Annotated in this window: 19 protein-coding genes; 17 read left to right on the forward strand and 2 right to left on the reverse strand. The window is 50.1% G+C overall.

The genetic code is table 11. The features are described from left to right. Positions 1-187: 187 nt before the first annotated feature. Positions 188-796 (reverse strand): TetR/AcrR family transcriptional regulator, encoded by a 609-nt coding sequence (locus MCJ35_RS28430; RefSeq protein WP_025484112.1) that lies wholly within the window; start codon positions 794-796, stop codon positions 188-190. A gap of 221 nt (positions 797-1,017) precedes the next feature. Here MCJ35_RS28430 and MCJ35_RS28435 point away from each other — a divergent pair, with 221 nt between their 5' ends. From MCJ35_RS28435 to MCJ35_RS28455, 5 genes are all read left to right on the forward strand, one after another. Next, a complete protein-coding gene (locus tag MCJ35_RS28435) occupies positions 1,018-2,043 on the forward strand; it encodes a branched-chain amino acid aminotransferase (protein ID WP_025484111.1) in 1,026 nt (341 codons plus the stop codon). A 141-nt stretch (positions 2,044-2,184) separates the two neighbouring features. Continuing rightward, complete coding sequence (locus MCJ35_RS28440) at positions 2,185-2,610, forward strand: protease complex subunit PrcB family protein (RefSeq protein WP_008724418.1); 426 nt, start codon at positions 2,185-2,187, stop codon at positions 2,608-2,610. Between the two features lie 116 nt (positions 2,611-2,726). Then, positions 2,727-3,443: a serine O-acetyltransferase gene (gene cysE / locus MCJ35_RS28445; RefSeq protein WP_008724419.1), complete on the forward strand. Its 717-nt coding sequence runs from the start codon at positions 2,727-2,729 to the stop codon at positions 3,441-3,443. After that, entirely contained in the window at positions 3,440-4,312 is an 873-nt protein-coding gene (locus MCJ35_RS28450; protein ID WP_008724421.1) for a tRNA 2-thiocytidine biosynthesis TtcA family protein, read from the forward strand. Before cysE ends, MCJ35_RS28450 begins: the two co-directional genes overlap by 4 nt. Before the next feature lie 131 nt (positions 4,313-4,443). Then, complete coding sequence (locus MCJ35_RS28455; RefSeq protein WP_025484109.1) at positions 4,444-6,054, forward strand: DUF3794 and LysM peptidoglycan-binding domain-containing protein; 1,611 nt, start codon at positions 4,444-4,446, stop codon at positions 6,052-6,054. 338 nt (positions 6,055-6,392) lie between these two features. Here MCJ35_RS28455 and MCJ35_RS28460 read toward each other — a convergent pair whose 3' ends face one another. Continuing rightward, positions 6,393-6,968 carry a flavin reductase family protein gene (locus tag MCJ35_RS28460; protein ID WP_120056584.1) on the reverse strand — a complete coding sequence of 192 codons (576 nt, stop codon included), beginning with the start codon at positions 6,966-6,968 and terminating at the stop codon, positions 6,393-6,395. A 289-nt stretch (positions 6,969-7,257) separates the two neighbouring features. Here MCJ35_RS28460 and MCJ35_RS28465 point away from each other — a divergent pair, with 289 nt between their 5' ends. The 12 genes from MCJ35_RS28465 (at position 7,258) to rbsD (ending at position 17,114) form a co-directional block, all read left to right on the forward strand. Then, entirely contained in the window at positions 7,258-8,169 is a 912-nt protein-coding gene (locus MCJ35_RS28465) for a DUF2156 domain-containing protein (protein ID WP_008724426.1), read from the forward strand. Positions 8,170-8,177: 8 nt separating this feature from the next. Further along, positions 8,178-9,383 carry a GNAT family N-acetyltransferase gene (locus MCJ35_RS28470; RefSeq protein ID WP_240299730.1) on the forward strand — a complete coding sequence of 402 codons (1,206 nt, stop codon included), beginning with the start codon at positions 8,178-8,180 and terminating at the stop codon, positions 9,381-9,383. Positions 9,384-9,475: 92 nt separating this feature from the next. Next, positions 9,476-10,207 carry an NAD-dependent protein deacylase gene (locus MCJ35_RS28475; protein ID WP_025484104.1) on the forward strand — a complete coding sequence of 244 codons (732 nt, stop codon included), beginning with the start codon at positions 9,476-9,478 and terminating at the stop codon, positions 10,205-10,207. A gap of 86 nt (positions 10,208-10,293) precedes the next feature. Next, positions 10,294-11,298 (forward strand): aldo/keto reductase, encoded by a 1,005-nt coding sequence (locus MCJ35_RS28480; RefSeq protein ID WP_008724432.1) that lies wholly within the window; start codon positions 10,294-10,296, stop codon positions 11,296-11,298. A gap of 28 nt (positions 11,299-11,326) precedes the next feature. Further along, complete coding sequence (locus MCJ35_RS28485; RefSeq protein ID WP_008724434.1) at positions 11,327-11,521, forward strand: DUF951 domain-containing protein; 195 nt, start codon at positions 11,327-11,329, stop codon at positions 11,519-11,521. Positions 11,522-11,718: 197 nt separating this feature from the next. Continuing rightward, positions 11,719-12,006, forward strand: coding sequence for a 30S ribosomal protein S6 (gene rpsF, locus MCJ35_RS28490; protein ID WP_008724436.1), 288 nt, complete (start codon positions 11,719-11,721; stop codon positions 12,004-12,006). A gap of 48 nt (positions 12,007-12,054) precedes the next feature. Then, the gene (locus MCJ35_RS28495) at positions 12,055-12,516 is read left to right on the forward strand and encodes a single-stranded DNA-binding protein (RefSeq protein WP_008724437.1); all 462 of its coding nucleotides are present in this window, start codon (positions 12,055-12,057) and stop codon (positions 12,514-12,516) included. A gap of 38 nt (positions 12,517-12,554) precedes the next feature. Further along, positions 12,555-12,824 carry a 30S ribosomal protein S18 gene (rpsR, locus tag MCJ35_RS28500; protein WP_002568382.1) on the forward strand — a complete coding sequence of 90 codons (270 nt, stop codon included), beginning with the start codon at positions 12,555-12,557 and terminating at the stop codon, positions 12,822-12,824. 417 nt (positions 12,825-13,241) lie between these two features. Further along, a complete protein-coding gene (locus tag MCJ35_RS28505) occupies positions 13,242-14,243 on the forward strand; it encodes a LacI family DNA-binding transcriptional regulator (RefSeq protein WP_025484101.1) in 1,002 nt (333 codons plus the stop codon). A 67-nt stretch (positions 14,244-14,310) separates the two neighbouring features. Continuing rightward, positions 14,311-15,420 carry a M28 family peptidase gene (locus MCJ35_RS28510; RefSeq protein ID WP_025484100.1) on the forward strand — a complete coding sequence of 370 codons (1,110 nt, stop codon included), beginning with the start codon at positions 14,311-14,313 and terminating at the stop codon, positions 15,418-15,420. 46 nt (positions 15,421-15,466) lie between these two features. Continuing rightward, positions 15,467-16,480 carry a substrate-binding domain-containing protein gene (locus MCJ35_RS28515; RefSeq protein ID WP_025484099.1) on the forward strand — a complete coding sequence of 338 codons (1,014 nt, stop codon included), beginning with the start codon at positions 15,467-15,469 and terminating at the stop codon, positions 16,478-16,480. A 235-nt stretch (positions 16,481-16,715) separates the two neighbouring features. Then, complete coding sequence (rbsD, locus tag MCJ35_RS28520; protein WP_025484097.1) at positions 16,716-17,114, forward strand: D-ribose pyranase; 399 nt, start codon at positions 16,716-16,718, stop codon at positions 17,112-17,114. Positions 17,115-17,122 lie beyond the last annotated feature (8 nt).

Below are 17,122 nucleotides of genomic sequence, written 5' to 3' on the forward strand. Positions count from 1 at the left end.
TATAACATGAGGTATAGGAGAACGCAATACAGAACAAAGTATAGACTGAATACTAGACGAAAATATTATTTATATTAAATATTCCTTATAAATAAAAGGAATATTGACCGTACGATATATTAAATAATATATGTTCAATAAAATAGAATTTATTTTCTTTCCCAATATTGGCCTGCCGGTTCCCTTCTTATAAGGTGTTTTCCCGGTGCTCCAGGAAGCTGCTCAGGAATCCAGGCATGACCGACACGCTGTACCGTCTGAGGGAGTATTCACCGCCGCACAGGCACCAGTCATAAAGGATTGCGCGTTCCGCTAATGCATACAGCTTTACCATTTCGCTGACGCTTAAGCCGGTGCTTAATTCACCGTTATCCTGGCCGTGGGCAATGATTTTGCGCAGGAGTTTATAATAGGTGCGGTTATGGTCCAGCAGGTGCTTTTCGCCGGCAGTGATCAGCTGGGTGGACAGGAGCCGGGCCAGAAGGTCCATGGAAATACTGTTCTCAATCATTCCAAACAGTTCGCTGTTAAGAAACAGCAGCCTGTCCATGGCGGTCATCTCCGGTTTTTCTGCCAGGATATCGGTAAGCTCTTCATATTTTTCATCAAATAACAGGCTTAAGGTGCTTAAAAGGGCATCCTTGCCATCAAAATAGTGGTAAAAGGAGCCCTTGGATGTGTGGGACAGCTCGATGATTTCCTCTACCGTGGTATCCTCGTATCCCTGTTCATAGAACAGCTTCCATGCAGCGCCTACAATCTTGCCCCGGGTGCCCCGGGCGGTTTTCTTGGCCATTGGTGATTCTCCTTCACATGTGTTAGATTATTTATTAATTTAACATATCTTAACATGTTTTACAATGAGGAAGAGGGATAAGCCGCCCTTAGGTCCGGTTATGGCTAATATGCACGAATTGTATATCACATTTACACAGAACCCATTGATTTTACGGATTAATGCGATTATAATTGTGTTCAACAAAACAAGCTACTTCTACCTGAACGGAGGAATTGATTATGGAAAAGAAAGACCTGGACTGGGGAAATATCGGATTTTCTTATATGCCGACGGACAAGCGATATGTTGCAAACTATAAAGACGGGGCATGGGGGGAGGGAGAACTGACTTCGGACTCCAATGTGGTGATTAATGAGTGCGCAGGCATCCTTCAGTACTGCCAGGAATGCTTTGAGGGCCTTAAGGCTTATACGACTGAGGATGGAAGCATTGTCACCTTCCGACCTGACCTGAATGCTGAACGCATGATGGACTCCGCGGCGCGCCTGGAGATGCCTCCATTCCCAAAGGAGAGGTTCTTGGAAGCAGTGGAAGCAGTGGTTAAGGCCAATGCGGCCTGGGTACCCCCCTTTGGCAGCGGCGCAACCCTGTATTTAAGGCCGTATATGTTTGCTTCAGGTCCGGTTATCGGCGTCAAGCCGTCGGATGAATATCAGTTCCGCCTGTTCGTGACCCCGGTAGGCCCGTATTTTAAGGGCGGCGCAAAGCCCCTGACCTTGTGCGTCAGCGACTTTGACCGTGCGGCGCCTCATGGAACAGGCCATGTGAAGGCCGGGCTTAACTACGCCATGAGCCTGTATGCCTCTGTCACCGCCCATGCAGCCGGTTATGATGAGAATGTATTCTTAGACCCGGGTACCAGGACTTATGTGGAAGAGACAGGCGGCGCGAATTTCCTGTTCGTTACCAGGGACGGGGAGGTGGTCACGCCTAAGTCTGACTCCATCCTTCCTTCCATTACCAGGCGTTCCCTGATCCATGTTGCCCAGCATTACCTGGGACTTAAGGTGACGGAGCGGCCTGTGAAGCTGGCTGAGCTGGCTGATTTTGCAGAGTGCGGCCTGTGCGGCACCGCTGCCGTCATTTCCCCGGTGGGCAAGATTGTTGACCATGGAAAGGAAATCTGCTTCCCCAGCGGCATGGATGAGATGGGACCTGTTACCAGGAAGCTGTATGAAACCCTTACCGGTATCCAGATGGGCACCATCGAAGCGCCGGAGGGCTGGATTAGGAAGATTGTATGAGGGAAGGTTGTATAAGGGAAGATTGTATATAGGGAAGCTTAAGCATTTTCAGGCACACTCTGAGATGAATCAAGAATAATCAGGACCTTCCGGAATATATTGATAGTAATTGTATCATATATTCCGGGAGGTTTTATTAACATGAAGGCATTTATCAAAGGGAAAATGTACCTGGGACTGCTGATGGTCATTGCCGCGTCGCTGTGGCTGGCAGGCTGTTCCGCTTCAAAGGATGACGGGGATAAGGTCCGGGACCTGGATTTTACGGTGGCCGGGGACCTGGATGTGCCGGATGAACTTAAGAAACTGATTGCTGAGAAACAGCAGCAGCCCTTCAAGCTTACATACAGCGATGAGCAGAACCTGTACATTGCAGTGGGGTACGGGGTACAGCCCACGGGCGGGTACAGCATCAGCGTAAACGACCTTTACCTTACCGACAACTCCATTGTAATCAACACGGAGTTAAAGGGGCCTGAGAAGGGGGAAAATGCAGGCACGGAGCAGTCTTTCCCATATATTGTAATCAAGACGGAGTATTTGGAGAATCCTGTCGTATTCCAGTAAAAAATCCTTTTTAAATTGAATATCATATGCTATACTATACGATATTTATGTTTTTCGGTAAATGTCGTGTCACAGCAGCAATGTTTTAACTTGTTAAAGAGAGGGTGGAGTATACTATGATATTCAAAGACATTTGGCTTGACATTAAGGCCGTACAGGAACGCGATCCCGCTGCCCGCAACGCACTGGAGGTGTTCCTGCTTTACCAGGGGGTCCATGCCCTCATATGGCACAGGTTTGCCCATTGGTTTTATCAGCATAAGATGTTTTTCATAGCCAGGCTTATTTCACAGATAGCACGGTTTTTTACTTTGATAGAGATACATCCGGGCGCCCAGCTGGGCCATGGGATCCTCATTGACCATGGAACCGGCGTGGTCATCGGTGAGACCGCGGTGGTGGGGGATAACTGTACGATTTACCAGGGAGTCACCCTGGGCGGCGTGGGCACGAAGAAGGGGAAGCGCCATCCAACCCTTGGCAGCAATGTCATGGTGGGGGCCGGAGCCAAGATTCTGGGGGCATTTGAGGTGGGGGATAACTGTTCCATTGCCGCCAACGCAGTGCTCTTAAAACCTCTGGAGGACAATGTGACCGCAGTGGGGATACCGGCCCGTCCGGTAAAAAAGGACGGCGTCACCATACCGAAGAATAAGAGAAGCCTGACGCTGGAAGAATACGAGGATATGAGAAGCCGGATGGAGCAGATGGAACAGGAGATTGAGTACCTGAAGCAGGCGCTGGCGGCCAGGGGGACAGAGGTTCCTTCCCAGGAAGACGCAGGGCAGGGAATACAGAATAAAGACACACGGGAGAAACCATACCAGTCATGAAGAATGAAGCACCATATGTGAATATAGAGCGGAGCATCATCAAGCAGTTCCGCAAGGAAATCTGGCGCCCCTTTGTCAGGGGGCTTCAGGAATATAAGATGATCCAGGACGGCGATAAGGTGGCTGTCTGTATCTCAGGCGGCAAGGATTCCATGCTGTTGGCCAAGTGCCTCCAGCAGTTAAAACGCCAGAGCGGCACGGAGTTTGGGCTGGAGTTCATTGTCATGGACCCGGGCTATCACCCTGACAACCGGAAGCTGATTGAGGATAATGCAGCCCTTATGAATATACCGGTCCGCATCTTTGATTCAGATATCTTTGATATCGTGGTGGATGTGGACCAGTCGCCCTGTTACCTCTGCGCCCGCATGCGGCGGGGGTACCTGTACGCCCATGCCAGGGAGCTGGGGTGCAATAAGATCGCGCTGGGCCATCATTTTGATGATGTGATAGAGACCATACTCATGGGCATCCTCTACGGGGGACAGATCAACACCATGATGCCTAAACTCCACAGCACCAACTTCGAGGGAATGGAACTGATCCGTCCCCTTTATTTTGTTAAGGAAGAGGATATCCTGGACTGGAAAGACTACAATGGACTGCATTTCCTCCAATGTGCCTGCCGGTTCACGGAGCAGGTTGCAAGGGAACAGGCGGCCAGGGGGATTACGGGGGATGCGGCGGATATCGTCCATACCTCCAAGCGCCAGGAGATGAAGGAATTAATCCGCTCCCTCAGGAAGAACAGCCCGTTCATCGACGCCAACATCATGAAAAGCGTGGAGAACATCAATCTGGACGCCTGCCTTGGATATGTGCAAAAGGGCGCGCGCCATCATTTTATGGACAAATACGATGAAAGATAAGATATAAAGCATAAACCACCTGCTGTCCGCATAGATTTTTCTAAAAGACCGGAGCGTATCTGAACACCATTCACGCCCGGCTGGCAGAAAACAATGTTCAGATACGTTCTGGAGAGATGGCAGGTGTTTTTATGGAATTAATAAAGAAACAGATACATATGAACCAATGGAAGGGAAATGTTACCACACAGATTACACTGGATGATGACTTTATTGTGCCGGACACCATGGACGATATGGAACAGGTGATGTTAGACACCGGGGAGATCCAGATTGAGACAGTGAAGAACCAGGGAGATAAGGTGGCGGTAAAGGGCAAGCTGGAGTTCCAGGTGCTGTACCGCAGGGAAGCGGGCGGACTCCAGACCCTGGGCGGCAACATCCCGTTTGAGGAAGTGGTCAATGTCCCCGGACTGGAGGAAAAGGACTACGTGGGCCTTAACTGGATGCTGGAGGACCTGAATACGGATATGATTAACTCCAGGAAGTTGGGGGTCCAGGCCATCATCACGCTTCAGGTGCGGGTGGAGACTTTGAGGGATGTGGAAGCCGCAGTGGATGTGGACATGGAAAGCGGAAGCCGCAGCGCCGGGGCCGGTCTGTCGGACACAGATGCATCGGGACAGGTACAGGTGGAAACACTGAAACGGACAGCCACCGCGGCAGCCATTGCCGTAAGGCGCAAGGATACATACCGCATCAAGGAAGAACTGAGCCTTACAGGCGGAAAGCCTAATATCGGCCAGCTTCTGTGGCGTGAAATGAAGCTTCGGGACATAACCGTAAAACCGCTGGACGGCCGTCTGCATCTGGACGGTGAACTGAGCGTATTTGTCATCTACAGCGCGGAGGATGAAAACATGCCCATGCAGTGGATGGAGGAGACCCTGCCATTCTCAGGCGACATGGAGATGGGCGATGTGAAGGAGGAGCAGATTCCCATGGTAACCGTGCGCCTGGCCCACAAGGATATGGAAGCCAAGCCCGACTATGACGGGGAAATGCGGGAAATGGACGTGGATGCTGTCCTGGAGCTGGATATCAAGCTGTACGAGGAAGAGCAGGTGGAGCTGTTAAGCGACATGTATTCCAACAACCGTGAGATTGAACTGACCCGGACAGAGGCCTGTTTTGACCAGATACTGACCAGGAATGTGTGCAAGTCCAAGGTGGCGGAAAAGCTGAAACTGCCCCAGGCCGAGCGTATCCTCCAGATCTGCCACAACGAAGGGACCATCAAGCTGGATGACGTGGAGGTGGGGGAGGACTGCCTGCAGATAGACGGCGTCCTGGAGGTGACCCTGTTATATCTTACCAGCGATGACACCTCGCCTGTACAGTCATCCGTGGAGCAGGTGCCGTTCCACTGTACCGCAGAAGCCAGGGGAATCCGTGAGGACAGCGTATACCAGCTGGATGCAGGGTTGGAGCAGCTGAGCGCGGTCATGATGGGCGGCGACATGGTGGAGGTAAAGGCAGTGGTTGCCCTGGATTTCCTGGTCCTGCAGCCGGTATGCGAGCCGGTGATTACCGGTGCGGCCGTCAATCCCATGGATCTGCAGAAGCTTCAGGAACTGCCTGGAATCGTGGGATATATTGTCCAGCCGGACGATACGCTTTGGTCCATTGCGAAAAAGTTCCATACCACCATCGGCACCATCATATCTACCAATGAACTGGCGGATGAGCAGGTGAAGCAGGGGCAGAGGCTGCTGTTGGTGAAGGAGATTGCGCAGGATTGAAGGGGCGGATGAAGGGGTGGGAAGGCTACGTCCGTGAAGAGGGTCAGGGCGGGCGGCGGCAGACCACGCGCTGAGGGCCGGAGGCCGCAGCTTCCAGGGCCCGGACAACAGAAAAGATGGGGGACCGGTGCTATTCACGGAGAAACTCTGATGAGCTTTCTCCGTTCAGAGCTCCTTGGATTCTTGCTTTGATGCAAGAATCCACCCCCATCTTTTCTGCTGCCCGGACCCAGGAATCTGAGGCCGCCGCCCGCCCTGACCCTCTTCACGGACTGCGTATTCCAACCGCTGCATGTGCAAAAGGGAAGAGGGTTGGGAGGGACGTGGGGATTATGCATTTAATTTTTTTTCATGAGTCCGGCGCCGCTGTTCCAGGCCTGGCCGACTTTTTCGCCGATGGCATAGTAGCCATTTTGAAATTGGTCAAATACGAATGCGTTCAGCTTTTTGGGGTCAACCTTGCCCTTTTCATTGAGTACATGCGCTTCCGCCAGTACGCCGACAATCCTGCCTATGACGTGGAAACCGTAGGCTTCATTTTTATATTCGACTACTTCACATTCAAGGGTTAGGGGAAATTCGTCGATGATGGGCGCGTTGACTTTTTGGCTTTTTACCGCAGTGAGGCCGCTGCGCTCAAATTTGTCCTCCATTTTGTTGCCGGTGGCAATGCCGAAGAAATCGGCTGCTTCCAGATGGTCCACGTCCGCAATGCTCAGTGTAAAAGCGTTTGTTTTCTTGATGTTCGCGGATGTTTTATGGTCCTCGCTGATATTGAGTGAGACCATATCTTCAGCACAGATACCTCCCCACGCCATGTTCATCACGTCTACCTTGCCGTCGTCACCATAGGTGGCTATCATAAGTACCGGCATCGGGAATAAATAGGGATTTACCGCAAGCTCTTTTTTCATGAATTGTACCTCCGTATTGTTTTGGTATTGATTTGGGTGTTTTTATGAACGTTTCCTTTACTGGATATTATAGTTGACGCAGAAACGGTTAACAAGTACACACATTAAAGATAGATACTTACTTATAGGGGAGCGCAGGAGCGGATGGTTTGAAATTAAGGAGGCGATGGGGACTTTTTGTGGCTGCTTAAGTTTGATAGCTGGATTATGCCAATCTTAAAAAAACTGTTTTAGTATTGGAAATTATGGTATACTAACAACAGTCGTACGAATAAAGAGAGGTAATTTTATGAAGCTTGATTTTAAGCCCGTGGTGGCTGGGGATATAGAAAGGCTGAAGCCTTTTTATGGCCTGAGGCCCAATAAAGCATGTGACAGTGTGTTTTTGGATTGTTTTTTATGGAAGGATTATTATCATGTGGAATGTACGGTCAGTGAGGACAGGGCGGCTTTGTGGCTGATGGAGAGGGATGGACAGGTTTCCACTGCCATGCCCATGTGCAGGGAGGAAGACCTGCCCTATTTTTTCCACCAGCTGGAGGAGTATTTCGCAGAAGTGCTCCATAAGCCGTTTTTTATTGCACTGGCTGATGAGGAGGCGGTGCAGTATCTGGGGCTGGACCCGAAGGAGTATGAGGTGGAGGAGCAGGTGGATTTAAAGGATTACCTGTATGACGGGGAGGCCATGCGCACCCTGTCAGGGAAGAAACTCCATAAGAAAAAGAACCATCTGAATGCCTTTATGAGGGAGTATGAGGGGCGGTATGAGTATAGAAGGCTCTGCTGTTCGGACAGGCATGAGGTCTGGGAGTTCATGGAGCGCTGGAGGCAGAAGAAGGCGGATGCCGATGCCCTGGAGGATTCATTGGAATATGAGGTGGCGGGTATCCATGAGATACTGAAGAACTGCTCCAGCCTGTGCGTGCGCATGGCGGCTGTGTATGTGGACGGACAGATGGAGGCATTTACTATTGGAAGCCTGAATGAACGGGAGAATATGGCGGTCATCCATATTGAGAAGGCAAACCCGGATATCAAGGGCCTGTACCAGTTCATTAACCAGCAGTTCCTGGTCAATGAGTTCCCGGATGTGGCCCTGGTGAACCGTGAGGATGATGTGGGGATGGAAGGGCTCAGGAAGGCTAAGATGAGTTACAATCCCATTGGATTTGCAAGAAAATATATGGTGAGGAAACGATGATCCGTTATTTGAACAGAGATGAGTATGGAAAATGCATCCCGCTGTGGAAGGAAGCTTTTCCTGAGGACTCAGAGGCGTTTTTGGATTACTATTTTGGGAAGAAGATTTTGGACAGCCAGGTGATTGTCAAGGAGGATGAAGGCGGGAAAATGCTGACCATGGCGCACCTGAACCCTTATAAGGTAAGGGTCAGGGACAGGATGTATGTCCTGCCCTATATCGTGGGTGTGGCAACCGCTTCAGACAGCCGCCATCAGGGCCATATGAGGGATGTTCTGGTGACAATGCTTCAGGACATGCATGAGGCGCATACGCCCTTCTGCTACCTGATGCCGGCTTCCCCGGATATCTACAGGCCCTTTGGGTTTGTATATGTCTTTGACCAGCCGGTGTGGACGCTGCGGGAGGATGCGGCGGCAGGAGTGCGGGCCATTGGGCTGCGCCTGGATGCTGCGGCGGATGAGGCCGGGGAAGAGGAGGCATATGTGGCTGCGGCGGAGGTGCAGACAGGGGCCTCGGGTGTAGCTATGGTGGAGATGCAGGCAAAGGCACCAGGCAGGATGGATCTGGCTGACTGGATGAACCGTTGGCTTGGGGGGCGTTTCCAGGTATATGCAGAGCGTGACAGCGCATATCTTCAGATGCTTCAGGCAGAGCTTGACAGTGAAGACGGACAGGTGTATGGATACCTGGATGGGCAGGGGGAACTGGCTGCCCTGAAGGCGGTCTGGGGCAAAGAAAAGCAGGAACAGAGGTTCCTCTATTGTGACAGGGATGAGTGGATTCAGGCGCCGGAGGACCTTCCGGCTGCTAGACCTGCAATCATGGCCCGTATTACGGATGTGGCGGCTATGGCGGAAGTCATTTCCGTGAATGAAGATTGTCCCTGCCCCAGGATGGAGGTTATGATAAGAATCAGGGACCGCCTGGTGGATGGCAATCACGGACTTTGGCGGTGGAGGCTGGGGACGGATGGTTCCAGGCTTGGGCGGATAGAGGGAATCGGGACCGTGGAAGGCTTTGGGATTGCGGAAGGCGGCAGTGATGCACTGGTATCCACAGAGGTTCTGGAACTTACGGTTGAGCAAATGACGGCCTGGCTGTTGGGATACCGTCCGCTGGATGAAATCATGGAGGCGGATAGCGGGGAGATTCCTTATTGGTGGCGGTACGTACAGCCGCTGAAAGGCGTTTTCCTGGATGAGGTTGTATAGCAGGGCTTCTATATAGCATAAGCTTGTATGATGGCATAAGCTTTTATCATAGCATAAGCTTCTATCATAGCATAAGGAGGGGAAAGTAAGTTATGGATGAAAAATGGCAGCAGCTTAAGGATTGGATTGATGGCAGCAGCAATATCGTATTTTTCGGGGGCGCAGGGGTGTCAACGGAAAGCGGTATCCCTGACTTCAGAAGCGTGGACGGGCTTTATAACCAACAGTATAAGTATCCGCCTGAGACTATCATCAGCCACAGCTTCTATGTCAGGTATCCCGAGGAATTTTTCCGTTTCTATAAAGACAGGATGTTGTTTACGGATGCCAGGCCCAATGCGGCTCATAAGGCCCTGGCGCATCTGGAGGGGCAGGGGAAGCTTAAGGCTGTGATTACGCAGAATATTGACGGACTTCACCAGATGGCGGGAAGCCGGGAGGTCCTGGAGCTTCACGGCTCCGTACATAGGAATTACTGCACAAGATGCGGGGAGTTTTATGATTTGGATTATGTGGTGAAGTGTGACGGTGTACCCCACTGCAGCTGCGGAGGTGTCATTAAGCCGGATGTGGTGCTGTATGAGGAAGGACTGGACAACCAGACCTTACAGAAGGCTGTAACATACATCCGGAATGCCGATGTGCTTATTATCGGCGGTACATCACTGGTTGTGTACCCGGCGGCCGGGCTGATTGATTATTACCGCGGAAATAAACTGGTACTGATTAACAAAGGCGCTACTTCCCGTGACTCCCAGGCGGATCTGGTCATCAGTGACCGGATTGGGGAAGTGCTGGGAACCGTGACAGGGGTGGACGGTTAAAAAGGATTGGGGACTGCGTGACAATCTTTTTTGGTTTTATATAGGGAATAAATCGGGAAAAGAAAAAAGAGAAAGGAAGTATACATATGTATAAGGCAGCAGAAAACAGATATGAGGCCATGGAATATAAGCGCAGCGGAAGAAGCGGGGTACTTCTCCCCAGGATATCCCTGGGGCTGTGGCAGAATTTTGGGCTGGAAAAACCATTGGATGAACAGAAGGAAATCCTGTTCAGGGCATTTGATATGGGCATCACGCATTTTGACCTGGCGAATAATTACGGTCATCCGGCCAATGGGATGGCGGAGGAGAATTTCGGCGCTATCCTGAAGTCGGACCTGGGCCGGTACAGGGATGAGATGTTCATTTCCACCAAGGCAGGTTATGATTTCCTGCCAGGACCTTATGGGGATTGGGGTTCCAGGAAATATCTGATGGCAAGTCTGGATTCCAGTTTAAAGCGGATGGGGCTTGATTATGTGGATGTATTTTACCATCACCGCCCAGATCCGGAGACGCCTCTGGAGGAAACCATGGGCGCGCTGTCTGATGCGGTCAGGCAGGGAAAGGCTTTGTATGTAGGCATTTCCAATTATAAAAAGGAGGAAGCGGAGAAGGCAATCAAGATCCTGCGCGACAACCACACCCCATGCCTGCTGCACCAGCCACGTTACAACATGCTGGACCGGTGGGTGGAAGACGGGCTTCTTGGGCTTTTGGACCGGGAAGGGGTAGGATGCATCTGCTTCAGCCCCCTGGCCCAGGGCGCGCTGACCAATAAGTACCTGCACGGTATTCCACAGGGTTCCAGGGCCTCCAGGGAAGGCACCAGCATAAGCGGGAATTACCTGACAGAGGAGAAGCTGGCGGGAATCCGGGAACTGGACTGCATCGCAAAGGAAAGGAACCAGACCCTGGCCCAGATGGCGCTGGCCTGGATCCTTCGGCGTCCTGAGGTCACAAGCGTACTGGTGGGGGCAAGCAGCTGCCGCCAGTTAGAGGATAATGTGGCAGCCTTAAAGAATACGGTATTTGGGCAGGAGGAACTGGCACGTATTGAGCAGATTTTAGCCGGTATACAGATAAAATAATAAATATGGAAGCCGGAGAAGTGAGACAATGGAAAAGCTGAATTACGAAGTGGGAGATGTTGTAAAGTTAAAAAAGCCACATCCATGCGGCAGCAGTGAATGGGAAATCCTCCGTGTGGGCGCGGATTTCCGCCTGAAATGCATGGGCTGCGGACACCAGATTATGGTTGCCCGCAGGCTGGTGGAGAAGAACACCAGGGGACTGACTAAGAAAACCGTATGAAGGTATGGCAAAACCGGATATCCAATCGGATACGAATCGGATATTTTACAAACGAGGATTGAAGAAAAAGTTGGAGAAAAATAAAAAACTCCTTGCATTTGTCCCAAGAGTTTGGTAAAATAATACTCCGTGACATATCATATCCTTGCTCCTGTTACTGAAAGCAGGGGCCAGAGACCACAAGGAGGTAAAGCAAGATGAACAAGTATGAATTAACCGTTGTTCTGAATGTGAAGCTTGAAGACGATCAGCGTGCAGCAGCACTGGAAAAGGTGAAAGGTTACATCACACGTTTCGGTGGCACCGTGACCAACGTAGATGAATGGGGTAAGAAGAGACTTGCATATGAGATCCAGAAGATGCATGAAGCTTTCTACTACTTCATCCAGTTTGAGTCCGATTCTGTATGCCCGAATGAAGTAGAAGCACACATTCGTATTATGGAACCAGTGATTAGATACTTATGCGTTAGGGTAGACGCATAAGATATACCCAACCCGCTTTTGCGGGGAAGAAAAAGGAAGAGTGACCGTATGAACAGAGTGATCCTAATGGGAAGATTAACAAGAGACCCGGAAGTCAGATATTCACAGGGAGAGCGTTCCATGGCTATTGCCAGGTATACCCTTGCTGTAGACAGAAGAGGACGCAGAGGCCAGGATGGCGGGGAGCAGACAGCGGATTTCATCAACTGCGTGGCATTTGACCGTGCAGGGGAATTTGCAGAGAAGTATTTCCGTCAGGGCATGCGTGTGCTTGTATCCGGCAGACTTCAGACAGGAAGCTATGTGAATAAAGAAGGTCAGAAAGTATACACCACCGAGGTCATCCTTGATGACCAGGAATTCGCAGACAGTAAGGGCGCAGCATCTGACATGGGCGGCGGCTATGGGCAGTCAGCACCATCTCAGAGACCGGCTCCTACCAGTGCGATTGGTGATGGGTTTATGAACATTCCGGATGGAGTGGAGGACGAAGGGCTTCCATTTAACTAGGATGTTCCATGGTTGAATAATAAAGGAGGACAACACCAATGGCATTTAATAAAACAGATAGACCAGATGGCGCTAAGATGAGAAGACCAGGCGGAATGCGCAGAAGAAAAAAAGTTTGTGTATTCTGTGGCGATAAGAACGGCACAATTGATTACAAGGATGTTAACAAGTTAAAGAGATACGTATCCGAGAGAGGTAAAATCCTTCCCCGTCGTATCACCGGCAACTGTGCAAAGCATCAGAGGGCACTGACTGTAGCTATTAAGCGTGCACGTCATATCGCTCTTATGCCATATACCTGTGATTAATTTATATTAACAGCAGATTCAGAGGACTTCATGCAGGGATGTATGAAGTCCTTTTTTGGCGAAAACCGGGACAATCGCAAAAGCGGGTTCAGAAGCATGAATAAATTTTCCAGAATGGTATTGACAAGTTTAAAGATTATGCTATAATCATTTACATAGCAAGGGAAACGTTCCCCTAACTCGAAAGGGAAGAATCCCTTACGCTTTTGCCTGAAAAGGGGAACGTTCCCCTAACTGGTAAAACAACAGGCTGCCCTCTACAACAGCATTGTCAAACGAATATATATATAGTATACTTAATCCGAAGAAGAATAAGTGACCATTCCTTCTTTTTATTTTAAGCATTTAGGGAAACGTTCCCCCTCCCTGCTGAAGCTTATAAAAAGGACTGGTCAATGATGAAAGCGGAGGTATGAGATGGCAACCATTATCGATGTAGCAAAATTAGCCAGGGTTTCAAAGACATCTGTATCCAGATATCTGAATGAGCAGGACCGGGGACATATGTCGGACGAGACAAAAGAAAGAATTAAAGATGCGATTGAACAGTTGAACTATGCGCCCAACAATGCGGCCAGGAGCCTGAAGGGAAAGGCGTCCAAGGTAATAGGGCTGGTCATCAATGACTTGGCAAACCCGTTTTTCTTACAGATGATACAGGGGATTGAAACCGAACTCAGGGACTCAGGGTATAATATCCTGATGTGTGATTCAAATCTGGATATTAACCGGGAAATCGAGTGTCTGAGGATGCTGGAACAGAGAAGGATTGATGGAATCCTGATTGTCGGCGTTAATCTTCCGGTCCAGCACCTGACGGACCTGAACATACGGGTACCTGTCGTATTACTGGAGCGTGATTCCGGGGACAGCCAGTTTGATTCAGTGAAGATTGATAACTATTCAGGCGCTTACGCAGCAGTTAAATATCTGATAGAAAAGGGATATGAAGGAATTGCCCATATAAGAGGAAACCAGGCTTCCATGATGGCGGTACAGAGAAAAGAGGCATATCAGGCTGCACTGAGGGAACATGGGTATGAGCCGGTTAAGGAATACGAGGTAGATGGACACTATACATTGGAGGGCGGCTACTCAGCCATGGAACAGCTGATGCAGCTTAAGGAACCGCCCCGCGCAGTATTCTGCGCCAATGATATGTCTGCGATTGGCGCATTGCGCTACTTGTCGCTGAATGGCTATAAGGTGCCGGAGGACATGGCGCTTGTTGGATATGATGATATTACGGTTGCATCCCTGGTGACCCCGCCCCTGACTACGGTCAGGCAGCCGGTTATGGAACTTGCGAAGATTGGCACACAGATATTATTGGAGCGTATGGAAATGAAAGAAGGGGAGACGTACCCGCCAAAGTCCGTTGTGCTTAAGTCTGAGCTGCTTGTACGGGATTCAACATAATATAAATACATTTGGGCCGTGTGCCAGGCTTACCGGACACAACGCGGCGCTGACAGGAGAATGGTGTATGAGGAATGAAGATTATCAACAGATGAAGGAAAACTGGAAGCAGATCATTTCCTACGGTCCCAGGCCCTTTGGTTCGGATTCACTGAAACAATGCAGCGATTATCTGACCGGGGAGATGAAAAAACTGGCTCCGGAAGCTTACCAGGAAAGCTACAGGGCAGATGCATGGGAAGTGGACAACTGGAATCTGGAGATAGTATCGCCTGCCCCAAGGAAACTTAATTCATATCTGTTTCTTGGCAGCGGGGCATCGGACGGATTTGAGGGAAGGCTGATATTTGCAGGACATAACCGTATCTGGAACATGTATGTGTGGGACCGCTATGCAGTGGTGGACGGATCAGGAGAAATCACGGCATATATTACGGTCAGGGGAAATGGGGAAGCGATTCCACAGATGCTGTTCACAGGGGACAGTGAACTGCCCCATTACATTGTGGGAATTGAGGAAAAGGATTTCTTCGAGGCTGCGGTGCTCGACCGTACAGTGGTCAGGGGATGTGCCCATTGCAGGAAGCTGCCTGATGCAAATTGTTATAATGTGGTGGGGATACTTGGGGAAGGGGACAGGAAAGTAGTACTCTGCGCCCATTATGACACTGTGTATAATACGCCTGGGGCCTATGATAATTCTTCGGGTGCAGCCGTTCTTCTGGAGATTGGGAGGCAGTTACATAATTATCACTTAAACACGCAGATTGAATTGCTGCTTACGGATGGCGAGGAGTTTAATCTGGTAGGTTCGCGCCGTAGATGCCAGCGGTGTGCAGATGATGATATCGGCATGGTCCTGTGTATCGACGGTGTTGGCCGGGATGAGGTGCTGGAGGTCTGGAGCGGGCCAGAACCATTCGAAAGGAAAATCCGCGGAATCCTCGAAAAAAGCAGCGAACATTTTAAAGCTTTATATAAATGTCCGCCTCCGCCGGGAAGCGATCAGGAACCGTACTATTCAGCGGGGATACCGGCCTGTATGCTGACATTTAATGACCAGGGGATCCTTCATTCGCCCAAGGACATCTTTGAGGAGAGCAAATTCAAGAATATGAACGTCATGGTCAGGATTTCACTGGACCTTCTGGAACAGTTGAATGTGATAAAGAGATAATGAAAGAAACAGGAAGAGTTACTTATGGAGAAGGAGGACAAAAGGAATGAAGAAAATGATGGCAATGGTGGTAACGGCAGCAATGTTGGCAATGACAGCAGTCACCGGCTGCAGCACGCCGGCAGGGAACGGGGCAGATACTGCCAGTACACAAAAGGAGTCCGGAGGGACACAGCAGGAAAGCCAGAAAACAGCAGACAAAGGGGAGGGGCAGAAGGTTATCGGCGTATCCCTGATGACACTGCAATATGAGTTCTTTCAGGATATGAAGGCGGGGATTGAAGCAGCGGCGGGCGATGATTATAAAATTGTATTTAACGATCCGGCCCTTGATTTACAGACCCAGATTGATGCCGTGGAGAATTTCTGCGCCCAGAATGTGGATGCCATTATATTGAATGCAGTGGATGCGGCGGGCATCGTGACTGCATTGGAAACAGCAGAGGAAAAGGGCATCCCGGTCATTACCGTGGATATGAAGCCGTCAGCCGGTACATATGTAACCTATATTGGTTCTGACAACTTCCTGGGCGGCGAGCTGGCTGCAAGATGGACCGCTAATAAGTTTAAAGGGGAAAGCCCGAATATTGTCCTGCTGACCAACCCGTTATCTTCAGCAGCCGTGGAACGTATTGACGGTTTTAAGGAAACCATTGCAGAGATAATGCCGGATGCAAAAATCATTGCAGAGCAGGGCGCGGATACAAGGGAAGCGTTCATGAGCACCATGGAAGATCTGCTGACCGCGAATCCTGAGATTGATTTGGTATTTGCCTACAGTGCCCAGGGGGGACTGGGAGCATATGACGCCATCCAGGCAGCCGGAAGGGACGGGGCCATATCAATTATCGGATTTGATGCCAGTGAAGAGGAGCAGACTGCAATTGCAGAAAAAGGATGTTATCAGGGTAGCATAATCCAGTTCCCGGACAAACTGGGACAGACATGTGTGGAGAGCGTGACCAGGGTATTGAATGGGGAAACATTGGACAAGGAAATTGGGGTGGAAGTCGGTGTCTATACGGCTGACGGCATTCTTTACCTGAAGGACCTGCAATAGCGCAAAAGCCGGTATGGGAACAGACTGGACTAGTGTACTGACACAATGACATTCAGGCAAACCTCCTTGTCTATTTTACTGATAGCACAGGTCAAAAATACTCAGCGTAGCCCGCTACGCCTCCGTTTTTTGACCTGCACTCTCAGAAAAATATCCTGCGGAGTTTTACCAGAAGTCATCGTGTCAGTACACTAGAAGACCAATAGATAAAAAAGGGGAATGAGAGGGCGTTATAATGAAGAAAATAGGATTGCTTCACGGGGAACTGTCAAGGACCATTGCAGAATTGGCACATGAGGACATTATATTAATAGGCGATGCGGGAATGCCGGTTCCGGAAGGGGTAAAGCTGATTGACCTGGCGGTTGTCTGCGGGGTCCCGTCATTTATCGATGTATTGAAAGCCGTTATGAGTGAGATGCTGGTGGCAAAGGGAATTATTGACATGGAGCAGGAGGAAGTCAGCCCGCAGATGGGGGTTAAGATCCGGGAGGCCGTGGGTAAGGAATTCCCATTGGAGATACGTCCTCACGCAGAGGTAAAGGAGCTGTCTAAGAAGGCGAAGGCTGTCATACGGACTGGGGAATTTACGCCATACTCGAATATCATACTGGAAGCAGACTGCTTATTTTAAACAACATA

It is taken from the genome of Enterocloster sp. OA13, from assembly GCF_022440595.1.
In the GTDB taxonomy this organism is placed as follows: Bacteria; Bacillota; Clostridia; order Lachnospirales; family Lachnospiraceae; genus Enterocloster; species Enterocloster hominis.